This window comes from Sphingomonas sp. ERG5 (genome assembly GCF_000803065.1).
GTDB lineage: Bacteria > Pseudomonadota > Alphaproteobacteria > Sphingomonadales > Sphingomonadaceae > Sphingomonas.
Window position 1 is genome coordinate 1 of record NZ_JSXI01000014.1, and the last position, 22,534, is coordinate 22,534.

A 22,534-nucleotide genomic window follows, 5' to 3' on the forward strand; every position below is an offset into this window, starting at 1 on the left:
CGATGCCGGGCTCAAGATCCGCACCATGCGCCTGCCCGACATCTTCCAGGACCAGGACAAGCCCGATACCCAATATGCCGAAGCCGGCCTCGACGCCGACGCCATCGTCGATACCGTACTAAAGGCATTGCGCCATAACAGCAGCGCGGTCGTGGAGGGCGCGCGGGCTTAACGCCCTTTGGGAAATCGAACGCCCGCCACTCCGTTCGTGCTGAGCTTGTCGAAGCATCGTTCTTCTTTCCGACCGTGGAGAAGAATGGCCCTTTGACACGCTCAGAGCGAACGGCGGGAGGATTTCACCGGCCCAGATAATGTTCCTGCGCTGCATCGGTCGCGTTGATCGCCAGGATCGACCGCGCATCACCCGGCGCACGCGGCTTGCCCTTGCGGTCGCTGCCGGCGGCGATGACGCGTTCGAGCAATTCCTGCCCTTCGTTCCACCAGCCGATGCCGCTTGCTGCATTGAGATGGCCCTGCTCGCCGGCGTCGACGAAATGGCTGCCCCATGACACCGCCAGGCTGTGCGCGCGATCGATGTCGATCCAGGGATCGTCGCGGCTCGCCACGACGATTGATGGGAAGGGCAGGGGAGTGGTCGGCGTCGGGCCGAATGCCTTCAACTCGGCCTGCGCCTTGGAGCGGTCGGCATCGGCAGGCGCGACCAGCAACGCCCCGGCGACCGGCCAGCCATAGGGCTGGCGCGTCAGTTCCGCCCACCACGCAACTGCGAGGCAGCCCATGCTGTGCGCGGCGAGAATCACTGGGGCCTGGGCCTGGCGGATCGCCTGATCGAGCTTGGTCACCCAGGCGTTGCGGTGCGGTGTGTTCCACATGCCCAGTTCGACGCGCACCGTGTCGGGGCGCGAACTTTCCCATAAGGTCTGCCAGTGTGAGGGCCCCGAACCGCCCAGTCCCGGGACGGTCAATATGGTCGGTTGCGCAGGGTCGAACGGCGAAAAACTGCCCATCTTCTGTCTCCCGAAAACTGGTGAAACTGGCGAGAAGACGTGGCCAAGCTTTGCTCTAGGGGACGCCGCACGGCCACGCCTCCCTTCACGAAACTTATTCCTACTTAAATGATAGGCAATAGGTGTTGCGACGAAATGAGGACCCGCAGCGCCGGTCGGAAAATTACCGTTCGATCGGGCATGATCCGGGCCGTTTCATCGGCGCCCAATCAGCCCAGCGGGATGATCGTGGCCTGTGCGACGGCGGCAAGTACTGGCGGTGTGCCGTCCGACTCGGACCAGACATCGGCGCGCACGATCACTTGTCGCTTGCCCGCCTTGACCACGCTCCCCTTGGCGCGAAGGCGGCTGCCGGTGGCGGGCGAGAGGAAATTGATGCTGTATGATCCGGTCACGACATCGCCCGCGACCGAACTTGCCGCCCAGGCGCAGGCATTGTCCGCCATCAACCCGACGATCGCGCCATGCGCGAAGCCATGATGCTGAGTCATGTCCGGCCGCACGTCGAGCGTAAGTTCGGCTTCGCCCTGCCAGCAGGTGACGGGTTCGACCCCGAGAAAGTTGGTGAAGCCGGAGGCGGCCACCGCGACTCGCTTCATATAGGCGACGGCCTCGTCATTGTCGGCGAATGCGTGCGGGGGCATGGGTTACTCCAATAAGTCTGTAAAGCAGACTATATCCCTGCTATGCTGATCGGCGCAACCTTCATAGACATTGGCGACATGAAATCCTTTACCCCGTCCCGTTCTCCTTGCCCGATTGGGCGCGCGTCGCGGATCGTCGGCGACCGTTGGGCGCTGCTCATCCTGCGTGAGGCGTTTTTGGGGGCGGAGCGGTTCGAGCAATTTCTCGACCGGCTCGATATTTCGCGTGCCGCGCTGACCTCGCGGCTCGGCATCCTGGTCGCCGCCGGCATATTCGAGCGCGTGCCGCCGGAGGGCAAGCGCGCGGTCTATCGTTTGACTGAGGCAGGGCAGGCGCTGCGGCCGACCATCGAAGCATTGCGTGCGTGGGGCGACGCCTGGCTGTTCTCAGCGGAAGCTCAGGCGAGCCGCTGATCATGGCCGGGCCGGCCCATGATCAGCGGGGAACGGCGCCTTCTCAGCGCTTGCAGCCCCGTGCGCTTTGCAGGCCGCGCAGGAACCCGCGCCTCGCGACGCCGGCGCTGATCGCCGCCTGCAAGCGGCGTTCGGCTGGGCCTGCGCCGCTGACTTCGCGTACCAGGCCGCGGAACGGGATGAGCGAATTCACCACCGCGGCACCGCCCACCTTGGCGATGTTCTGCTTCTTGACCGTCTGCGGGCCGGTATAGTCGGGGCCGAGCACATCGGTGAGATCGTCGATCGAGGCTGCGATCTGCCGGCAGGTGCCGGCGCCGGCCATGCCATAGGGCGCGTTGCTCACTTCGACCAGCAGTGGCGGAATCTTGGTCTTTTCAATGCCGACGTCGCGCACCGGCTGCGAAGCGACTTCCTTCACGTCGGTCACCGTCGAGCTTTTGTCCTGCGGATCCTTGTCCTGGGCTTGAGCAGCGCCGAGGGGCGCGATCAGCAGCGCCAGCGTTGCGACAAAAGACCATGGGGTCGTTGCGCTGTTTCGGAGTGTTACTGCCATGGTGATACCTTTTGTTGCGGGCCGATGCGGCAAGCGTAACGATAACCGCTCCACACCCCGTCCGGTTCCGCCCGGCCTTCCCATTGTACCGATCGCGCCGTGCGTCGTCATCGCCGAACCGCTAAGAACGGCACGAATCGAGAAAGCAGGCATGCCCAAGACCCGTGTTGACCAATTGCTCGTGGATCGCGGCCTGGTCGAAAGCCGCACCCGCGCCCAGGCACTGATCATGGCCGGGCTGGTGTTCGCCGGTGAGCGCAAGATCGACAAGCCGGGGCAGGCGATTGCCGAGGACGTCGTGCTCGACGTGCGCGGGCGCGATCATCCCTGGGTATCGCGCGGTGGCATCAAGCTGGCGCACGGCCTCGATCATTTTGGCTGGGATGTGACCGGTACCGTGGCGATCGATGTCGGATCATCGACCGGCGGCTTTACCGATGTGCTGCTCCAGCGCGGCGCGGCGCGGGTCTATGCGGTCGATAGCGGCACCAACCAGCTTGCCTGGAAGCTGCGCCAGGACGACCGTGTTATCGTGCATGAACAGACCAGCGCGCGCATTCTGACGCCGGCGCATATTCCCGAACCGGTCGACCTGATCGTGTGCGATGCCAGCTTTATCGGCCTGGCCAAGGTGCTCGACGTGCCGCTCGGCTTTGCCGCGCGTGGCGCGCGATTGATGGCGCTGATCAAGCCGCAATTCGAGGCCGGCAGAGAAGAAGTCGGGAAAGGCGGCGTTGTGCGCGATGCTGCGATTCACCGTCGCGTCTGCGAAGAGGTGGCGGACTGGCTCGCGTCGCGCGGCTGGATTGTCGCTGGGGTCGTCGAAAGTCCCATTACCGGTCCCGAAGGCAATATCGAATTCCTGATCGCCGCTGTTCTTCAATAGGCCAAAGTCGCGGGCGTCCTGATTTCGTTCGCATCTGCGGAATTTAAGGCTCCGCTTCCGCTTGCGTTCTTATATACCTTGAACAAAGTGTCGCGGGACCGACGCACGCTTATCAACGTGCGCTGGTCGCGGCAGGACGGGAAGGGCGGCTGAGTTGAGGGAAATCGCATCGAAACAGCAACTGCGTCTGGCGTTTCTGCGCTGGGCGATGGTCACCGTGCCGTTCGTCCTGCTGCTGGGCTTCGCCTCTGCGCGACTGGCCCCCGTCGGCGCGGCGAATCGCTGGTATGCGGCGTTGGTCAAACCTGCCCAGACCCCGCCCGACTGGGCGTTTCCGGTCGCCTGGACGATCATCTATATCTTCATGGGCGTGGCGCTGGCGATGATCATCCATGCGCGCGGATCCAGGCTGCGCGGCACGGCGATCATCCTGTTCGCGCTGCAACTGGTGGTCAATCTGATCTGGAGCCCCTTATTCTTCGGCGCGCATCAGGTGTTCGCGGCGCTGATCGTGATCGCCCTGATGTTCGTCCTCGCGCTGGCCACGACGCTGCTGTTCGGGCGGATTCGCGCCGCTGCGGCATGGTTGTTCGTGCCTTATCTGGCGTGGCTGGTGTTCGCGGGGCTCTTGACCTTCGAGATCGATCGGTTGAACCCCAATGCGGAAACACTTGTGCCGTCGTCGAGCAGCACCCAAATCAGCCTTTGACGATTTTGATCCAGGAATAAGACACCCATGCAATCCGACAACAAGCTCTTCGATGATTTCGTGAAGTTCGTGAATGGCGCCGCCGGCACGCTGGCCGGGGTCGGCCGCGAAGCCGAAGCAGGCGCACGCTCGCGCGCCAAGGAATGGATCGGCGGGCTCGATTTCGTGTCGCGTGACGAATTCGAGGCAGTGAAGGCGATGGCCGCGGCCGCACGGGACGATGCCGATGCGTTGCGCGCACGGCTTGATGCACTTGAGGGCAAGAGCGCGGAGAAGCCCGCACGGAAGCCCAAGGCTGGAGCCTGATCATCTTTTCCACAGTTTTTTCGAAAGCCTTGCCGACCTCCGGCTTGCATGAGATCATCCACCCCGGCACCGCTGTGTTTATGAGCGATGCCGCCAGGGGTTTCGAGTGATGCTCGACGAAGCCGATTACGAACGCGACGATGCCGCGCCGATCGATATGCTGGAAAGCTATTTCTCGGCGCATGGCTGGGAGCATGAGCGCCTCGAGGATGAGGTGATCGCCAAGGTCAAGGGCAGCTGGACGCAATATGAGCTTCGTGCGCTGTGGCGCGACGAGGATAGCGTGCTGCAATTCCTTGCCTTTCCCGACATTCGCGTCACCGATGAACGTCGCGGGGCGATCTACGAAGCGATCGGGCTGATCAACGAACAGCTTTGGGTCGGGCATTTCGAGCTTTGGTCGTCGAGCGGCATCCTGCTTTACCGGCACGCCGCGATGATCGAGGGCGATGGCGGCACCTTGTCGCTTGGCGCAGCGGAGTTGCTGGTCGAATCCGCGATCGATGAGTGCGAGCGCTTCTATCCGGTGTTCCAGTTCGTCATGTGGGGCGGCAAGAGCCCGAAGGAAGCGATGGCCGCGGCAATGACCGAGACGCAGGGCGAGGCGTGAGTTCCCCGCGATTGTGGCTGGTCGGCTGCGGCAATATGGGCGGCGCGATGCTGCGGCAATGGGTCGCGAGCGGTGTCGTGGCGCCCGGCGGGATCGACATCGTCAATCGGAGCGACCGGGAATTTCCCGCGGGCGTGCGCCAGGCGCGCGACCTGCCGGACGGGGCGTTGCCGGACATGGTGATGCTGGCGATGAAGCCGCAGCAGATCGACGATATTGCTGCGCGCTATGGCGATCGCCTGGCCGGCGTGCCGGTCCTGATCTCGATCCTGGCAGGGGTCGAGGAGGCGGCGCTGGCGAAGCGCTTCCGCGCCGGCGCGATCGTCCGCGCCATGCCCAACCTGCCCGTCGGGATCGGTAAGGGCGTGGTCGGGCTTTATTCGGAGAGCGCCGATGCGGGCGTCCGCGACCAGGTCGCCGCGCTGATGGCGCCGCTTGGGCTGGTCGCATGGATCGACGACGACACGCGCTTCAATGTTCTGACCGCGCTTGCCGGCAGTGGCCCGGCCTTTCTCTATCGCTTCATCGATGCGCTGGCCGGGGCGGGGACCGCGCTCGGCTTGCCCGCCGACCAGGCCGAACGGCTGGCCGTCGCGACCGTGCAAGGCTCGGCGCTGCTCGCGGCTGCGGCCGATGTCTCGCCGGCTGTCCTTGCCGATCGCGTGGCCAGCCCTGGCGGTTCGACGCGTGAAGGGTTGAACATCCTCGATCACGACGATGTTTTGAAGACCCTGCTCGTCGAAACGATCCGCGCGTCGGTCAGGCGCAACGCCGAAATGGCCGCCGCCGCGCGCTGAGCTCCAAACCGCACTTGGTTCCGGAATGGAGCCAATAGCGATTGCCTTGGAGGGGCCACTATGGTCCCACTCCATCGTAGGGGAGCGGATCATCTTATCGATCCAATGGCTGTCATCGGCGGATTGTCCGCCGATTGCCGAATGGCGTCCCTGCGTATCGCGTAGCCCCGATTCAGGAGATCGATGATGCGCAGCACTCACTATTTAGGAAAGGTCACGCTCGCGGCATCGATAGCCACCAGCCTCGTCTTGTCGGGCACGGTTTTGGCAAGTAGCGCGGTTGGCCAGGACACGCCGGCCGCTGCCGTCGCGCCGGCAATTGTCTTCCTCGATCAGGGCAGCGCCTGGACCGATGCGGCGCGAAGCGATTTCTACAGCCGGGATCAGGGCTCGCAAATGATCCCCTTCGCCTGGCTGGCGGCACTAAGCGCGGCTGATGGGCAACCTTTTCTTGGCGATCAGCTTGCGCGCTACGGCTATTTGCCCAACCCCGGTGCCGATTTGCCGGTCGGCTTCACCAAGGCGGGCCCCGCCGGACAAGAAATGGCCGGCATGACCTGTGCCGCGTGCCACACGCGCCAGATCAGCGTCGGTCCGCAGCAATATCGCGTCGATGGCGGCCCGGCACTGGTCGATTTCCAGGCCCTGTTGTCCGACATGCTCGATGCGGTCGACCGGGTGTGCGCAACCGATGCGACATTCGCTGCGTTCGCCGCAACGGTCCTGGGGGCGAATGCGCCGAAGAAGAAGGTGACGCAGTTCCGTCAGGACGTGGATCTCTGGTACCTGCGCGAAAACGCGCTGCGTACCGGGGCGTATCCGACACCCTTATGGGGTGTCGGGCGGCTCGATGCGGTGAGCATGATCTTCGACCGGCTGGCCGGGCTCGATCTCGGCAAATCGCCCAGCTATCTGATCCAGAGCAATATCAAGCTGGCCGATGCGCCGGTGCGCTATCCCTTTCTGTGGAACGCACCGAAACAGGATTACACGCAATGGCCGGGCTTCGCCGCCAATGGCAGCGACATTTATGGCCTGGCGCGCAACACCGGTGAAGTGGTTGGCGTGTTCGGCAAATTCCGCCCGCGCAAATCGATCTTCCATCTCTTCGGGATCGATTTCCTCAACAATGGCACGCCCAATGAAACCTCGGTCCAGTTCGATGGGCTGCTCAAACTGGAAAATCTGGTCAAGCTGATCGGCGCGCCGAAATGGCCCTTTGCGATCGATTCGACGCTTGCCGCACGGGGCCAGGCGATCTTCAACCTGCCCGATAGCCAGGGCGGCTGCGCCTCCTGTCACGGCGTCACGCCGGGCATCAAGCGGCTCCCGGGGCAAAGCACTTGGGCCACGCCGCTGCTCGATGTCGGCACCGACACAAGGCAATATGATATCCTGGCGCGGGAATCGGATCCCGGCGTCCTGAAGGGCGCGCATATTCCGTTTCTGACCAAACCGATCAAAAATCCGGCGACGACCTTCAGCCTGCTCGGCGTGGCGGTCGGCGGCGCGATCCTGCAAAGTGGATCATGGGTGCCGGCGATCTGGCACGACCTTGGCGCGAAGCCCAATCCGAACATGAGTATGGCGATCCAGGCGCCGATGCCGTCGGATGATGTGAAGAAGGCGCTCGACGATTCGTTCAACGAAGCGGCCGCAGCGCCGGCCGATGGCAAGCATCGCTACGAGTCGCGCGTGCTGTTCGGCATCTGGGCGACCGCGCCTTATCTCCATAACGGATCGGTCGCGAGCCTGGCCGATCTGCTCAGGCCGGCCAGCCAGCGTGCCGCCTCGTTCAAGGTCGGCGCAGCCTATGACACTCAGGCCGTGGGGCTCGCCGCCGTGCAGCCCGGCCTTAACAGCGATCGGGTGACGACGGGGTGTGAGGATCTCAATTCCGGAAACAGCCGCTGCGGGCATGAATTCGGCACGACCTTGTCCGACGCCGACAAGCTGGCCTTGCTGGAATATCTCAAGATGCTTTGATCGGGCATTCGGCCCGTTGCGAACCATTCGGCGCGCTTGACAGGCTCGCCACAGAACACTGTGCAAGTCGACAGAAAGCCTGTGCCTCAGTCGCGCAAACCCTCGACTCGCGGCCGCTCCTCGGCCGGAATCAGCCCCTCGAGCACGGCCCAGAAGCCGCCGACCGCCGCCTGTCCAGCACTGGCATAAGCCGCCGACAGGCGTTCGCGCAGCGCTTCGAACAACTCATTCTCGAGTGTCGCACCATCAGCGGTCAGCCGTAACAGGCGTTGCCGCCGGTCGCGTTCGCCGGGCCGGGTTTCGATCAATCCCCGATCAGTCAACTCGTTGAGAACGCGGCCCAATGATTGCTTGGTGATCGCCAGCAGGCCGAGCAACTGGCTGACCGTCATGTCGGGCTGGCGCGCGACGAAATAGAGCGCGCGGTGATGTGCACGGCCCAGACCCTGCGCCGCCAGGCCGCGATCGATCGAGCGCGTCAGGTGGCTGTTGCCGAAATAAAGCAGTTCCACGCCGCGCCGGATTTCGGGTTCGCGGAGGAACAGTGGCGAAGCGGATTGGGTTGGGGCAGCCATGTTGACCCGTTTTGCCATCCGTCTTACCCGTTCGCAACCAGTTTGCCGCTCCAATCCGGTGCGGCGGCCCCGATCCTCAGAGGAAAGTCATGACCGCGAATACCGGCCTGTCGTTCGAAATCGAAACCAATGCGTCGCCCGTCGACGCCAATGAGCGCGCCGCGCGCTTGGTCGATCCGGGTTTCGGCCGCGTCTTCTCCGATCATATGGCCACTGTACGCTATACCGAGGGGCAGGGGTGGCACAGCGCCCGCATTCATGCCCGCGCGCCGCTGCAGATGGATCCAGCCTCGTCGGTGCTGCATTATGCGCAGGAGATTTTCGAGGGCATGAAGGCCTATCGCCTGGCCGATGGCGGCACGGCGCTGTTCCGGCCCGAGGCAAATGCTCGTCGCTTCCAGGAGTCGGCGCGGCGCATGGCGATGCCCGAATTGCCCGAAGAGATTTTCCTCGAGTCGGTCCGCAAGCTGGTCGAGATCGATCGCGACTGGATTCCGGAAAGCGATGGCGGTTCGCTCTATCTGCGTCCCTTCATGATCGCGAGCGAAGTGTTCCTCGGCGTGAAGCCGAGCTCCGAATATCTCTACATGGTCATCGCGTCGTCGGTCGGTGCCTATTTCAAGGGCGGCGCGCCGAGCGTCTCGCTGTGGGTGTCGCAGGACTATACGCGCGCGGCGCCGGGCGGCACCGGCGCGGCGAAGTGCGGCGGCAACTATGCCTCTAGTCTGCTTGCCCAGTCCGAGGCGATTCGCCAAGGTTGCGATCAGGTCGTGTTTCTCGATGCGGTCGAACGCCGCTGGATCGAGGAGCTGGGCGGCATGAACATCTTCTTCGTGTTCGACGATGGATCGATGGTCACCCCGCCGCTTACCGGCACGATCCTGCCCGGTATCACGCGCGATTCGATCCTGAAACTGGCGCGCGAGCAGGGCATTACGGTGCGCGAGGAACCCTATTCGCTCGACCAGTGGCGCGCCGATGCGGCGAGCGGTCGGCTGACCGAATCCTTTGCCTGCGGCACCGCTGCGGTGGTGACGCCGATCGGCAAGGTCGCAACGCCGGAAGGCAGCTTCACCATCGGTGGCGGCGGCGCAGGGCAACTCACTACCCTGATGCGCAGCCGGCTGGTCGAAATTCAGCGCGGCCAGGCGCCCGATCCGCATGGTTGGGTCACGCGCCTCGATTAAGAGTGCGCGGCCCGGTGCTTTGCCTCTTTTCATCAGGCATTCCCGGCCTTAAGGCCGCGCATTCTCGTTGGGGCGTCGCCAAGCGGTAAGGCAGCGGCTTTTGATGCCGCCATTCGCAGGTTCGAATCCTGCCGCCCCAGCCAGAACTCTTCCACGCGGCGCCCGGCGCCGCGCTGCCAGCCCGTCAGGCAAAGATTGGCGGCCGGCGACTGGCCCAGGGGCGCGCCCGTTCCAGCTCGAATGCCAGCTCGAACAAAACACGCTCCTGACCGCGACGTGCGGCGAATTGCATGCCCACGGGTAAGCCGTCCCGCGTCCAATGCAGCGGAACGCTCATCGCGGGTGCCCCCACCACATTGTGAACCGCAGTGTAGTCGGCATATTTGCTGCAGCGATCGAATGCGACCTCGATCGGAAGCTCTCCATTTATCTCCCCGATCGCGATGGGAGGGGTCAGCAGCACGGGGGACAGGATAACATCATATTTGTCGAACCAGGCATCATAGGCTGCGGTCACGGCCTCAAATTGTTTGAGCGTCGCCGCAATCTCTTCGGGGGAGAGTTTCGCCGCCATTGCCGCCATTGCCAAAGTGAGGGGCTCGAACTGTGAGGCGTCGGGGGCGCGGCCCGTCATTGCCTGGAATAACTTCATCACCTCAAGCGCGGCCATACTCCACAGCGCACCAAAACCGCGGGAGAATGCGGCGCCATCGAAGGGCCATGCGGTGGAGTCGACCTTGTGGCCCAGAGTTTCGAGCAACGCAGCGGTCGTCGCTACGCCGGCTTTGACTTCGCCGTCCGGTGCATGGCCGGACAAGCTGTTCAACACCATCCCGACACGGAGCCGTCGCTTGGACGGCGCGCTGACCACCCCGACCGGCTCGAGCGGAGCGCCGGCGCCGGTCCGTTCGGTCAATGCAAATAATGTCGCCGAGTCGCGAACGCTTCGGCACACGGCGTGTTCGACCGTCACGTCCAGCTTTCCTGCCTTGGGTTGATCCCCGACCATGCGACCCCGTGACGGTTTGAGACCGAACAGACCGCATGCCGAAGCAGGAATGCGGATCGACCCGCCGCCATCGGCGGCGTCCGCCATGGGAACGACACCGGCCGCGACCGCTGCCGCAGCGCCGCCCGAGGATCCCCCCGTCGAGCGTCCAGGATTCCACGGATTACGCGTCGGTCCAAAAGCGAGTGGCTCGACCGTCGGCAGGAAGCCGAATTCGCCCAGGGCCGATTTGCCGATCGAGATCAGCCCGGCTGATTCCAGCGTGTTCATCATAGCGCCCTGGCTGGTGGCCGGCGGCAGAGGCTTGGTGGCGCGCGAGCCATAGCGGGTGGTAGCGCCGATCGTGTCGTACATGTCCTTTATGAGATAGGGCACACCGGCAAAAGCGCCGGTCAACGGCATATTTTTGGCCCTGTCGCGCGCACGCTCGAACGTCGGCGTGACGAGGAAGTTGAGCTTGCTCTGAATCGCCTCGGCGCGGGCGATCGCCTGATCGATCACTTCCAACGCGGTAACATCCTTGCGGCGGATCATCGCCGCAATCTCGGTCGCATCAGGTTTGGCGGCCTTGCCTGACTTGCTGGCAGAAACTGCCCTGGCTGCAACCGGTGAGCCCAGCGCGATGGCGCCAAGGCCAATGCCGCGCTCGAGGAGTTTGCGGCGATCAATATCTCCAGACACATTCTGCTCCATTGTCTTGCGATGAAGTTTCAGTGCGCCCAGCTTATGTAAAAAATATACTTATGGCTATATAATAGTGATGGATACCGCAAATGATATGGGCGGCAGCTTTGCATTGACTGCCCCGAGGCAATTTTGCTCCGACAGTAAGAAAGAGCACGCCGGTAGCCGTCCGGCAAGCGATGGCAGGCCCGGCCCTGTTTGACGGTGAATCATCGCTGGTGACAGAGCTGCGGGGACGAGTGAGGGAGATTTGGGATACCGTAATGTTGCATGTCTCTTCGCCGCCGCTAGCGCGATGGTTTTGTGCCGACATCCAGCCGGCCGCCTCTCATCCGCCGGAAGAATTCTCCGCTTCCAGTACCTGGGCGCGGATTTCGCGCTTGAGCACCTTGCCCACTTTCGAGCGCGGCAGGTCGGGCCAGATCTCGATCGATTTGGGTGTCTTCACGCTGCCGATGCTGGCCTTCACGCTTGCCAGTATCTCGCTGCCATCGGCGCTCTGGCCCTGGCGGAGTTGCACGACCGCACAGACGCGCTCGCCCCATTTAGGGTCGGGCAAGCCGAACACCGCGCAATCCTGTACCGCCGGATGGCGCAACAGCGCCTGTTCGACCTCGGCCGAATAAACATTGAACCCGCCGGTGATGATCATGTCCTTGGCGCGGTCGACGATGAACAGGAAATTGTCGGCGTCGAGATAGCCGATATCGCCGGTGCGATGCCATCCGTGGCGGCTCGCCGCCCGGGTGGCTTTCGGGTCCCTGTAATAGCCATCCATCACCAGCCGGCTGCGCACGACGATCTCGCCGCGCTCGCCGCGGGGCAGCAGCGTGCCATCGGCATCCATCATCTCGATCTGTACCAGCGGTCCGGGACGTCCGGCAGAAGACAGGCGGTGACGCGCAATGCTGCCGTCGGCGTTGAAATGATCGCGCGGGTGCATCATCGAGATCATCATCGGTGCTTCGGTTTGGCCGAACAATTGCGCCATCACCGGGCCGATCTTGTCGATCGCTTCCTCGAGCCGTGCCGCTGAGATCGGCGCCGCGCCGTACCAGAAGCATTGCATCGTGCTGAGGTCGGTCGCGGGCAGCGCGGGATGATCGATCAGCATGTAGATCAGGGTCGGCGGGAGGAATGTATGGGTCGCGCGGTGCCGTCCGGCGAGTTCCAGAAAGGTGCCGATATCGGGATAGGGCATGATCACCACCTCGCCGCCAAGGACAAGGATCGGGAAAGCAAGCACGCCCGCCGCATGGGTGAGCGGCGCCATGGCGAGATAGATCGGCCGTCCCTCGAACGGATAACCCATCAAGGTGAGCGCGGTCATCGTCTCCAGATTCTGATTGGAGAGCATCACGCCTTTCGGGCTGCCGGTAGTGCCGCCGGTGCCCGGGATCATCGCCAGGTCGCTGACCGGTATGGCGGTGACCGGCGCATCGTCGACGCCTTCGAGCCATTGCGCCAGCGACGGCGCGAAGGGCTGCAGGGCATCGAGGCAGACCAGAAGGCGCAGCTTGGGCAGCGACGGGCGTAACTCGTCGACCAGATCGGCGAACTTACTGTGGAAGATCAGCGCGACGCAGTCGAAATTGTCGAGCACGAAGGCATTCTCGGCCGCTTCGTTGCGCGGGTTGATCGGGCACCACACACAGGCCGCTCGCGAGATCGCGAAGACCGCGGCGAAGGCGACCGGATCATTGCCCGACAGGATCGCGACATGGTCGCCCGGCTTGATCCCCGAACGATCGAGGCCGCGCGCGATACGGTGGGTCAGCGCTTGTACCTCGCCATAGGAGAGGCTGGTTTCACCCATCGTCAGGCACGGCGCCGCACTGCCGAGCGACGCGCCCTTGTCCAGGAAATCGACTAATCGCACGCGTCGCTCCGATCAGTCGTGAACGGTCAGGATCGGCTTCATCACCAGTCCGAAGCTGCGCAGCACGCCAAGCAGTTCGCGATGGCCGAATGCCTGACAGGCCGAGGCGAAGCCGGCGCGGCGTGGCGGTTGCTGGAGCAGCGAATAGGCTGCCCAGGCCTGCAGCAAACCGGTCTGCTTATAGTTGCAATTGCCATGAATCACGACATGCGCGCGGCCAAGCGGGCCGGAGGCATGGACTGAATCGATCGTGGTGTTGAGCCGCGGGTTTTCGCGCGGCGGCATATCGGCCTGGACTGAATCCGCCATCTTGGCGAGCGCCACTTCCTGTTCGGCGAAGGGCAAAGGCAGGATGTCGGTTTCGACCATCTTGGTCATCGCCACCACGCCCTCCATCACTTCGCGCGCGAACACGCCGCCGGCGACCTTCACATTGGCGACGCGGGGGTCGTTCTTGAACCAGATCGGGTGCGAGGTGCCGCCCCAGGGCAGAGCGAGCGTATTGAGATGCTGGCCTGGCACATTGACTTCGAAGGTCGAGGTGATCGGCCATTGAACATAGTGATTCTGCTCGAGATAAAACCATTTCGCCTTGAGGATGGTGAAGATCGTCTGAGTCGAGGCATAGGTTGGGAAACCCTTCCACAACACTAGCACATCAAGCGTATCGAGCCCGGGTGTTTCGAGTGCGATGTTCGCCGCGATCTCGCCGGTGGTGTACATCTGCGCGATGCAAGGGGAGAGCAGCAGGCCCTTGGCGGCGAACTTCGCCCCCCACTTCTCCTGCGCTTCGATCATCCAGTCCTGTTCGCCGGTGGTGTCCATATAATGGCACCCGGCGGCGAGGCAGGCCTCGACCACTTCGGGGCCGTATTTGATGAACGGGCCGACCATGTTGCACACGACGCTGGCGCCCTTGAACAGCTTGGTGAGGGCGGCAACCGAATGCTCGACCTCGACCACTTCATAGTCTGCGCTCTCGATTCCCGGGACCTTGTCGAGCACTTCCTGGACTCGTTTCCGGTCGCGGCCCGCGGCGATGAAGGGGACGTTCAATTCACGCAGATATTCGCACACCAGGCGGCCGGTATAGCCCGACGCGCCATAGACGATGACTGGTTTGCTGCTGCTCATAAGTCCCCTGCTCCTGATCCGGTTGACGAGTGTTTCAGCTGCCCATGCCGCCATCGACCGACAGGCCGGTGCCGGTGATGAAGCGCGCGGCGTCGCTGCATAGAAAGACGACGACGTCGGCCATGTCGGCGACCTCGCCGAGCCGGCCGAGCGGGGTCAGGCCGATCACGTCGCCGACCGCTGCCTCAGGGCTTGGCCACAGGCCGATCTCGGCCATGTCGACGGCAAGCTTGCTGCCCATTGCGGTGGGCACCAGGCCGGGAAAGACGCAATTGACGCGCACGCCGTAACCGAGCTTGCCGGATTCGACCGCGGCGATGCGGGTGATGCGGTCAACCGCCGATTTGGTCGCCGAATAGCCGCCAATGCCGGGGAAGGGGATGGTCGCCGCGACCGAGGCGATGTTGACGATCGCGCCGCCCTGGCCCGCCGCGCCGCCGGGTTTCATCGCGCGAAAGCCATGTTTGATGCCAAGCGCGGTGCCGACGATATTGACGTCACACATCCGCCGCAGATCGTCCGCCGACTGGTCGATCAGCAGCGAGGAGATTTCGATTCCGGCATTGTTGATCAGAATGTCGAGTCCGCCGATCCCGGCAACGACCTCCGGGATCACGGCCTCCCAGCCAGCGTCGGAACAGACGTCGAGCTTCACGAAACAGGCGGTGGCACCCGATGCGCCCAGTGCGGCGGCGGTGGCGCGTCCGGCAGCTTCGTCGATATCGAGGATCGCGACCGCCGCACCCGCTGCGGCCAGCGCTTGGGCGGTGCCGGCACCGATGCCGGTCGCGCCACCGGTGACCAGGGCCTTGCGCCCGGCCAGGTCGAACTTGCTCATCGCAGTACCTCCTTCGAATTGAAATCAGACCGCAATATAGCCTCCATCGACGACCAGTTCGCTGCCGACCATGTAGGAAGCGTCGTCGCTGGCGAGGAACAGCAAGGGGCGGGCGATCTCGGTCGGCGTGGCGAGGCGGCCGAGCGGGATGGCGGCGGCCACTCCCTCGGCAAACGCCGCCGCGTCGTCGCCCAGCGCGGTGATCGCGTCGCTGACCAGCTTGGTGTCGGCATAGCCCGGGTGGAGCGAGTTGATCCGGATCGGATAGCGCCTGCGCGCGCAGTCCACCGCGGCCGCCTTGGTGAACATCGAAACGCCGCCCTTGGTCGCATTATAGGCGGGAAACATCGGCTCGGCGACATTGGCGGCGATCGACGCGACATTGACGATCACACCGCCGCGCTGCTTCATCGCGGCGATGCCTGCGCGGGTGCCGTAGAACACGCTTTCGAGATTGATCGCCATCAGCCGCCGCCAATCCGCGCCGCTGGTCTCCTCGATCGATTTGAGGAAGCCCGCACCGGCATTGTTGACCAGCACATCGACTCCGCCATGCTGCGCAACAATGCCGGCGATGATCTCCGCCCAGCGATTCTCGTCAGTCACGTCCTGGTGCAGGCCGGCAACGCGCAGGCCCTGTTCTGTCATTGCCCGCACCGCCGTCGACAGTTCGTCCCGGTCGATATCGGTGGCGACGACGATTCCACCCTCGCGCGCGAACTCCTCGGCGGCGGCTCGGCCGATGCCGCGCGCCGCGCCGGTGATGAGAATGATCCTGTCAGTGAAGCGCTGCATGGGATGGGCCTTGGGTTATCCGCGGGCGGCTTTTCGGGGAGAAGGCGTGCCGCCCGCGAATGCGCGATCAGAACTTCATCGTCGCTTCGACGCCATAGGTTCGCGGCATACCGCGATTGAGGTAGTCGAGGCCGAACACGTCGATGTTGAGACCGTAAGTGTAGTAATATTTGTTGGTCAGGTTCTTGCCCCACACGCTGACCGAGAATTTCTTGTCGAGCTCATAAGTGAGGCGGCCGTTGAACAGCCAGTAACCCGGGTTGCCGCAGGTGATCCCGACCCCCGCCGGGCGGATATTGCCGGGCGCGCCGGCACGATCGCAGGGGCTTTGGCCATAGTCGCCGAATGGGTCGAAATAATATTTACCCATATAGCTGGTGTCGCCGCGCAATGTGACCTTGTGCTTGCCGGTATCGATCGCTGTCCATTCGAACCCGGCAGTGAACGTCGTGCTCGGCGCGTTGGGGAAGGGGTTGCCGTTGACGTTGCGCGTCGGGCTGCTCGGGTCGGCCGGGTTGAGCACATTGCCGGTATATTTGCTGTTGAGCAGCCCAAGCGCCGCGTCGAAGCGGAGATTGTCGAGCGCCTGCACGGTCAGTTCGGCCTCGCCGCCATAAAGCCGGCCATTGGCGCTGCGCGTGAAAGTGGTGGCGCCGACCACCTGGGTCACCTGGTGATTGGCATAGTCGTAGTAGAAGCCGGCGAGATTCAACTGCACGCGACGGTCGAAGAAGCGCATTTTCAGGCCGCCTTCATAGGCGTTCACCTTCTCCGGCTTGATGTAATAGACCTGATTGGTGCCCTGATAGGCGAGACCGTTGAAGCTGCCGCTGCGATAGCCGCGGCTATACTGGATATAGCCCATGATATCGTCGGCGAATTCATAGCTGATATTGGCCCTGCCGGTCAGGCGGTTGGCCTTTTCGCGCTGCTCGAGTGGCTTCAGATTGGGATTATAGGTCTGGCTATAGGGGATCAGATTGGCCACCGGCGTGGTACCGGCAAGATCGTACAGGATCGTGCTGCCGTTGAGGTAATTCACCTGATCCCAAGTGTAGCGCAGCCCGAGTGCGACGGTCAGCCGGTCGGTGGCCTTCCACGTGACGTCGCCATAGATCGCCTTGGAGGGACGTTCGACATCGTAGCGCTGCCGTCCCAGGATCGGGCCGAACGGTGGCGCGCCGGCGGTGCGGCACGCTGCGGAATAGGCGCCGCCGAAACCGCCGCCGCCTGAATTGTTGAGCGCGATATCGGTCTGCAGCGCGACCAGCGAGCGCGCATCGAGGAAGCCATTGGGGTTGATCTCGATCCGGTCGCAGAAGCCGGCATCGCCGGGACGAAGCGCCGGGTTGGCGAGGAAGCCGGGGATGTAGCGGATCGCGTCGGGCGTGCCGATCGCGGCATTGTTGGTGCTGCCGGGAACGCCGAGGCTGAGCAGGAGCGGGCGCAACACCCCGAAGAAGTCGGGCTCATTGGTCGTCTTGACCGTGTCCTTGCCGTAATAGAGTCCGGCGACGACATCGAATTTGCCGGCCGAATAATTGAAGCGCAGATCCTGGTTGAAATTCTCGCTCTCCGAATAATAGCGGATCGAGCACAGGTCGTTGGGCGACCCGTCGCAATCGGTCGGGGCGTTGCGGTATTTGCCCTTGTCGTAGCCGGTGATCGAGGTGACGGTAAGGTTGTCGGTCAGCTCATAACTGATGTTGAGCGCGACGCCCTTGGAGTTGGTGTAGAGCGTGCCGCCGGTATTGGCGGCGACCTCATCCCGGCCGAGCGCGCGGCCGCCATTCTGCGCCGGATCGAAGCGCGAATAACCAAGCGCATCGCGTCCGCCATCGAGCTGGCCGATGCCATAAGCATTGGCGCCAAGCGGCTTGTCGGTTGCGACATAGAGCTTCAGATTGACGTCGAGCCGGTCGCTTGGCTTCCAGCGCAGCGAGATGCGCCCACCGACCGAATCCGTCGTGCCGACATGGCGGTTCTGCGCTGGGTTATATTGCCAGCCGTCACCCTTCGCCCAGGTGCCGGCGATGCGGATGCCGAGTTTGTCGGGGACCAGGGTCGCTTCGACCGCGGCCTGGGCGGTCTTGGTGTCGTAATTGCCGTAACCGACCGTCGCATAGCCATTATAGCCCGACAATTCCGGCTTGCGGGTGAAGAAGCTGATCGCGCCGCCGGTTGTGTTGCGGCCATAGAGCGTTCCCTGCGGTCCGCGCAGCACTTCGACCCGGTCGATATCATAGAGTTGCTGGCCATGGCTGGCGCGGAAGCTTTGATAGACTTCGTCGACATAGACACCGACCGGCGAGGCGGTCGAGGCGGAGAATTCATTCGCGACAGAGATGCCGCGCAACGCGAAATTGGGTTGGGTACGGCCATAAGGCGTCGTTACCTGCAGGCTGGGGATCGCACCCATCAGATCCGACGTCTCGGTAATGCCGCGTGCCTGCAATGCCTCGGCGTTGATCGCCGAAATGGCGGCGGGCACGTCCTGCAGATTCTGCGCGCGCTTCTGCGCGGTCACGACGATGTCGCCAAGGCCGCCGCTATCCTGTTCGGCAACGGCGTCGACAGGAGTGGCGGCAGGAGCAGTGGGTGCCGGTGCGCTATCCTGCGCCAGGGCCGATGCCGACCATGTCATCGTCATGGCGGCCAACGCGCAACTGCCCAGCAGGTGGAGCTTCGTCATCATCACTCTCCCCAAGGTCGCGCCTCGTTGGGCGCCTGTCTTGAACAGACGCTAGGCGGGAGGGGGCACCGACCACAATCGATGCGATGGGGGGGACGGCGGGGGGGCGTAACCCCCGGACCCGAACAACACTTGCCAGACGGAGCCGGGCTGGGCAGGTTATGGTGGGAGTAGGAGAGTGATGGCAAGTTCGCGGCCGCGACTGTTGATCGACACGCGAGATGATGGTGATCTTCTCGCCGCTTCCTCTGACGCGATCCTGTTCACCAGAAGCAAGCTGGCGCCGCCGCTGCGGCCGGCGCATCCCGTGGCGCTTGACCGGCACCGCCAGCGACTGGCATCATTGTTCGATCACAGCCTGTGCGTGGTTCATGCGCCGAGCGGTTATGGCAAATCGACCTTGTGTGGCGACTGGTATCACGCGCTGGCGGCGCAGGGCTGCCGGGCCGGGTGGGTCTCGTTCGACTATGATGACGACGAATCCGCGCGGGCGATTTCCTACATCATGGAAGCGGTTCGACCGGCCCTGGCATCGCATTCACTAGGCGAAGGCTGGATCCACAATGCGCTGGTCCCCCCCGTGTCGATCGCCACGCGCCTGATCAACGCGATCCATGACAGCGCCGAGCCGTTCGCGCTGTTCCTCGACGATGTCGACCGGCTGACCGATCCCCGCATCCTGCAATTCCTCAACTATCTGCTGCTGCATTGCCCGGCCAATCTGCACATCGTGCTGATCTACCAGACTCAGCCGGCATTGCCGCTGGCGCACCTCAATCACCGCGGCATGGTGCTCCGGGTCGGGGTGGAGGATCTGCGGCTGCGCGACGACGAGGCGTGCGACTTGCTCGCCGGGTCGGGGGCAGGGCTCGACGAGACGGAAATCCATATCCTCAACAAAGCGATGAGCGGCTGGGTGACCGGATTGCGCATCGGTTCGGCGGCGCTGCGCAACAATCACGATGCCTTGTTCGACATTGGCCTGACCCGACACAGCGCGCACTGGCTGAGCGATTATCTCGACGAGAATATCCTGCGCTATCTCACGCCGGCCTATCGCCGCTTCCTGACTCATTGCGCGATCGTCGAGACGGTCAGCGCCGATTTGTGTCAGGCCCTGACCGGCATGACAGAGGCCGCGGAAATGCTGCGTTGGCTGGCGGAGCAGGATCTGTTCGTCCAGCCGCTCGACGATGACGGGGCATGGTTCCGTATCCATCCGGTGTTTCGCGAATTCCTGCTCGCGCAGCTGACGCGAACCGACCCGGCGGCGCTGCCGGAGCTGCACGAACGGGCGAGCCGCTGGTTTGCCGGGCAGGGCCGGCTGGCCGAGGCGATCGGGCATGCGTTCGAGGGCGGCGATGCCGAGGGCGCGGCGGCACTGATTGCCGAGGCCGCGATGCCGATGCTGGAACGGTCCGACGTCCTGTCGCTGCTCGGCTGGATCGCGCGGCTACCGAGTGCGGTGATCGAGGATCGCATTCCGTTGCGGCTGGCCGAGGCCTGGGCGCTGACGCTTTGCCTGCGGCCACAGGCGCGCCCGTTGCTCGATGATCTGCGCGAGCGTGTCGCCGGGCTGCCGGACGATGCGGAGCGCGCGGCGTTCCAGCAGGAACTGGCCGGGATCGAGACGATCTTCCTCGCCGTGTTCGAGGATCGGCTCGATGCCGCGATCTGCCAGGGCCGCTCCTTTCTCGACGCGTCGCGTGATGAGGGAAGTTTCGTCGAACGCGCGGTGCGCAACGCCGCAGCCTATTGCGAACTCCACCGTGGCGATCACCGGCTGGTGCACGATATGGTGCGGCCGGCGCAGCTCTATGCGCAGCGTGCGGAGCAGATCTTCCCGACCGCCTATCGTCATGCGATCATCGGCTCCTGCTTTCGCGCACAGGGCCAGCTCGAGGAAGCCGAGCGGACTTTCCGTATCGGCTATGATCTGTCCGACCGGCTGGCCGGGCCGCAATCCGCTTCATCGGCATTGCTCGCGCCGTTTCTGGCGCGCAGCCTGTATGAGCGTGACGACCTGCCCGCTGCCGCCGCCGTGCTCGACGGACGGATGCCGATCATCGACGAGGCCTGTTTCCACGAAGCGGTGATCCATGCCTATCTGGTGTCGGTGCGGATCGCGGCGCAGCAAGGATTGCGCGCTGAGGCCGCGTCGCTGATCGAGCATACTGAACTGCTGGGATATGAACGCGGCTGGCGCCGCTTGCAGGCAAGCAGCATCGTCGAACGTGCGCGGCTCGGCCTGCCCCAGACGATGGATCCCGATGCGCTCTTGCCGCTGGCGATGGAAGAAGCGGCGATCGCGCAGCCGCTGTCGCTCGACGCGCGGGTCTTCGCGATCCTTGCCGAGGCGCGCGTCTATGCCGCGATCGAAGCCAGCGACCGTCCGCGCCTCAACCAGATTGCCGAAAGGCTCGCCGCACTCGCCGACCGGACCAACGACACCGAACTCAAACTAAAGGCCGCCCTGTTCATGGTGCTGCCGCAACTCAGCGGGCGCTGCGACCGGATGGTCGATCTCGACACGGTCCATCTGCTCAATCACGCCGCACAAAGCGGCTTCCGTCGCACGATCCAGGATGTACTTGAAGTCACCGGGGTCGGGGCGATGGCGCAACTGACCAATGGCGGCTATGCGCCCAATTCGTTCCTGTCGCTGGTCGATCAGGTTGGCCAGTCGCGCATGTCCGCCAAGGCGACGGCCAATGACACGGCGCTGACCGGCCTCACCGTTTTCTCCATTTTGACGTCGCGCGAAATCGATGTGCTGACCGCGGTCGGCAATGGCGATTCGAACAAGGAGATTGCGCGGCGGCTCCACCTCACCCCTGAAACGGTTAAATGGCACCTCAAGAATGTGATGCGCAAATTGGGCGCGGAGGACCGGGCGGAAGCGGTACGCAATGCCTCGACACTGGGCCTGTCGCTCGCGCCGGCCTAGGGCGCTTTTCGATCATCGCCATCGGCCTTTCGCCCCTGTTACCCCCTGTTATCTCCTGTTTTTGGCATGGTATTTTTCACCCCTGTTATTGTTGGATCCGGTTGCCAGATTATTTGCTTGTTTTCAGTGGCTTGGTGGGATCAGCCCCTGTTATGAAAACAGGGCGGAACAGGGGCAATAACAGGGCCATTTCGATCGAAACAGGGGCGATATTGCTCAGTGCTTCCCGGCCATGTGAAAGAGCGCGGTCAAGAGCGCCGGCCTGGCGTCTCGTCCGACCCTCACCGTGCGGCATCCCGCAATGTTGTTGAATCACTGGTGGGCGGACCGGTCTCGCTTCGCCATCTCGTCGAGAGCCGCGCCGATCCTGGTTGCGGTGCTCCAGTTGCGGTTGGTGCCGACCGCGCCGAGCGATTTCAGGCCGAACCCGCCGATCAGTTTTGAGTCCGCGATTTCGCCGTCACCGAACCAGCAATAGAAATCGCCGCTTGCGATGCGCTCGATACGCTCAGTGCCGCGTGCACGCCGGTGGAGCTGTTCCAGTCCATGATCGGGCAGCGGGTCGCGCATCGCCCAGAGGATCACGCGTGACGGCGTTTCGAGCGCTTCTGCCGCGAAGGGATTGGCGGCGAGCATCGTGCGCCATTCCTCTGCTGTCTTGACGACGATCTCGGTCGCGCGATCATATTCCTCGGCACAGGCGGCTTCGAGCTCGCGGGTCAGCCGGCCCACGCTCTTGCGCGATCGGAACAGGAGATTGCCGGTGGCGATCACCGTCCGGGCATCGGCGCCACCGACCGCGTTCGCGATGCGCAGCAACGCCTCGCGCGTCAGCCGGCGGTCGCCGATCACCATGCTGCGGAACAGGGCGATTTTGATTGGCATCCGATCGCTCAACCGCCGACAGGATCACAAGGT

At 63.7% G+C, this 22,534-nt stretch carries 20 protein-coding genes and 1 tRNA gene; 10 read left to right on the top strand and 11 right to left on the bottom strand.

The annotated features are described in order from the left end of the window. Positions 1–296: 296 nt before the first annotated feature. Together OO12_RS03700 and OO12_RS03705 are read right to left on the bottom strand one after the other, a co-directional pair. Complete coding sequence (locus tag OO12_RS03700; RefSeq protein WP_034157305.1) at positions 297–968, bottom strand: RBBP9/YdeN family alpha/beta hydrolase; 672 nt, start codon at positions 966–968, stop codon at positions 297–299. A 209-nt stretch (positions 969–1,177) separates the two neighbouring features. Then, complete coding sequence (locus tag OO12_RS03705; protein WP_052215516.1) at positions 1,178–1,612, bottom strand: PaaI family thioesterase; 435 nt, start codon at positions 1,610–1,612, stop codon at positions 1,178–1,180. 42 nt (positions 1,613–1,654) lie between these two features. Between OO12_RS03705 and OO12_RS03710 the strand changes: the two genes are divergently transcribed. After that, positions 1,655–2,026, top strand: coding sequence for a winged helix-turn-helix transcriptional regulator (locus OO12_RS03710; protein ID WP_235364672.1), 372 nt, complete (start codon positions 1,655–1,657; stop codon positions 2,024–2,026). A gap of 43 nt (positions 2,027–2,069) precedes the next feature. Here OO12_RS03710 and OO12_RS03715 read toward each other — a convergent pair whose 3' ends face one another. Further along, on the bottom strand, positions 2,070–2,582 hold the full coding sequence (locus OO12_RS03715; protein ID WP_034157306.1) for a hypothetical protein: 513 nt from the start codon (positions 2,580–2,582) through the stop codon (positions 2,070–2,072). Between the two features lie 151 nt (positions 2,583–2,733). Here OO12_RS03715 and OO12_RS03720 point away from each other — a divergent pair, with 151 nt between their 5' ends. The 6 genes from OO12_RS03720 to OO12_RS03745 all read left to right on the top strand — a co-directional run bounded on the left by OO12_RS03720 (position 2,734) and on the right by OO12_RS03745 (position 7,876). After that, positions 2,734–3,468, top strand: a complete 735-nt coding sequence (locus tag OO12_RS03720; protein WP_034157307.1) for a TlyA family RNA methyltransferase — start codon at positions 2,734–2,736, stop codon at positions 3,466–3,468. 154 nt (positions 3,469–3,622) lie between these two features. Further along, positions 3,623–4,177: a TspO/MBR family protein gene (locus tag OO12_RS03725; protein WP_052215517.1), complete on the top strand. Its 555-nt coding sequence runs from the start codon at positions 3,623–3,625 to the stop codon at positions 4,175–4,177. 27 nt (positions 4,178–4,204) lie between these two features. Beyond that, positions 4,205–4,483: an accessory factor UbiK family protein gene (locus tag OO12_RS03730; protein WP_034157308.1), complete on the top strand. Its 279-nt coding sequence runs from the start codon at positions 4,205–4,207 to the stop codon at positions 4,481–4,483. Between the two features lie 109 nt (positions 4,484–4,592). Further along, positions 4,593–5,093 (top strand): YbjN domain-containing protein, encoded by a 501-nt coding sequence (locus tag OO12_RS03735; protein WP_034157309.1) that lies wholly within the window; start codon positions 4,593–4,595, stop codon positions 5,091–5,093. Then, positions 5,090–5,890, top strand: coding sequence for a pyrroline-5-carboxylate reductase (proC, locus tag OO12_RS03740; RefSeq protein ID WP_034157310.1), 801 nt, complete (start codon positions 5,090–5,092; stop codon positions 5,888–5,890). Before OO12_RS03735 ends, proC begins: the two co-directional genes overlap by 4 nt. A gap of 186 nt (positions 5,891–6,076) precedes the next feature. Further along, the gene (locus OO12_RS03745; protein WP_052215523.1) at positions 6,077–7,876 is read left to right on the top strand and encodes a di-heme-cytochrome C peroxidase; all 1,800 of its coding nucleotides are present in this window, start codon (positions 6,077–6,079) and stop codon (positions 7,874–7,876) included. Between the two features lie 86 nt (positions 7,877–7,962). On the opposite strand, the gene OO12_RS03750 is transcribed toward OO12_RS03745, so the two are convergent. Continuing rightward, entirely contained in the window at positions 7,963–8,451 is a 489-nt protein-coding gene (locus tag OO12_RS03750) for a MarR family transcriptional regulator (RefSeq protein ID WP_034157341.1), read from the bottom strand. A gap of 89 nt (positions 8,452–8,540) precedes the next feature. Between OO12_RS03750 and OO12_RS03755 the strand changes: the two genes are divergently transcribed. Together OO12_RS03755 and OO12_RS03760 are read left to right on the top strand one after the other, a co-directional pair. Beyond that, on the top strand, positions 8,541–9,638 hold the full coding sequence (locus OO12_RS03755; protein WP_034157311.1) for a branched-chain amino acid aminotransferase: 1,098 nt from the start codon (positions 8,541–8,543) through the stop codon (positions 9,636–9,638). A 68-nt stretch (positions 9,639–9,706) separates the two neighbouring features. Next, positions 9,707–9,781 (top strand) — tRNA-Gln (locus OO12_RS03760). A gap of 41 nt (positions 9,782–9,822) precedes the next feature. On the opposite strand, the gene OO12_RS03765 is transcribed toward OO12_RS03760, so the two are convergent. From OO12_RS03765 to OO12_RS03790, 6 genes are all read right to left on the bottom strand, one after another. Then, positions 9,823–11,328 (bottom strand): amidase, encoded by a 1,506-nt coding sequence (locus tag OO12_RS03765; protein ID WP_200887375.1) that lies wholly within the window; start codon positions 11,326–11,328, stop codon positions 9,823–9,825. A gap of 331 nt (positions 11,329–11,659) precedes the next feature. Next, complete coding sequence (locus OO12_RS03770; RefSeq protein ID WP_034157312.1) at positions 11,660–13,210, bottom strand: AMP-binding protein; 1,551 nt, start codon at positions 13,208–13,210, stop codon at positions 11,660–11,662. A gap of 12 nt (positions 13,211–13,222) precedes the next feature. After that, entirely contained in the window at positions 13,223–14,344 is a 1,122-nt protein-coding gene (locus tag OO12_RS03775; RefSeq protein WP_034157313.1) for a DUF5938 domain-containing protein, read from the bottom strand. Positions 14,345–14,378: 34 nt separating this feature from the next. After that, positions 14,379–15,182: an SDR family NAD(P)-dependent oxidoreductase gene (locus tag OO12_RS03780; RefSeq protein ID WP_034157314.1), complete on the bottom strand. Its 804-nt coding sequence runs from the start codon at positions 15,180–15,182 to the stop codon at positions 14,379–14,381. A gap of 24 nt (positions 15,183–15,206) precedes the next feature. Continuing rightward, the gene (locus OO12_RS03785; RefSeq protein ID WP_034157315.1) at positions 15,207–15,977 is read right to left on the bottom strand and encodes a glucose 1-dehydrogenase; all 771 of its coding nucleotides are present in this window, start codon (positions 15,975–15,977) and stop codon (positions 15,207–15,209) included. A gap of 67 nt (positions 15,978–16,044) precedes the next feature. Next, positions 16,045–18,669: a TonB-dependent receptor gene (locus tag OO12_RS03790; RefSeq protein ID WP_235364673.1), complete on the bottom strand. Its 2,625-nt coding sequence runs from the start codon at positions 18,667–18,669 to the stop codon at positions 16,045–16,047. Positions 18,670–18,850: 181 nt separating this feature from the next. Between OO12_RS03790 and OO12_RS03795 the strand changes: the two genes are divergently transcribed. Continuing rightward, entirely contained in the window at positions 18,851–21,616 is a 2,766-nt protein-coding gene (locus OO12_RS03795) for a LuxR C-terminal-related transcriptional regulator (RefSeq protein WP_034157316.1), read from the top strand. Positions 21,617–21,928: 312 nt separating this feature from the next. On the opposite strand, the gene OO12_RS03800 is transcribed toward OO12_RS03795, so the two are convergent. Then, positions 21,929–22,501 carry a DUF1697 domain-containing protein gene (locus OO12_RS03800; RefSeq protein WP_034157317.1) on the bottom strand — a complete coding sequence of 191 codons (573 nt, stop codon included), beginning with the start codon at positions 22,499–22,501 and terminating at the stop codon, positions 21,929–21,931. Between the last annotated feature and the right edge of the window lie 33 nt (positions 22,502–22,534).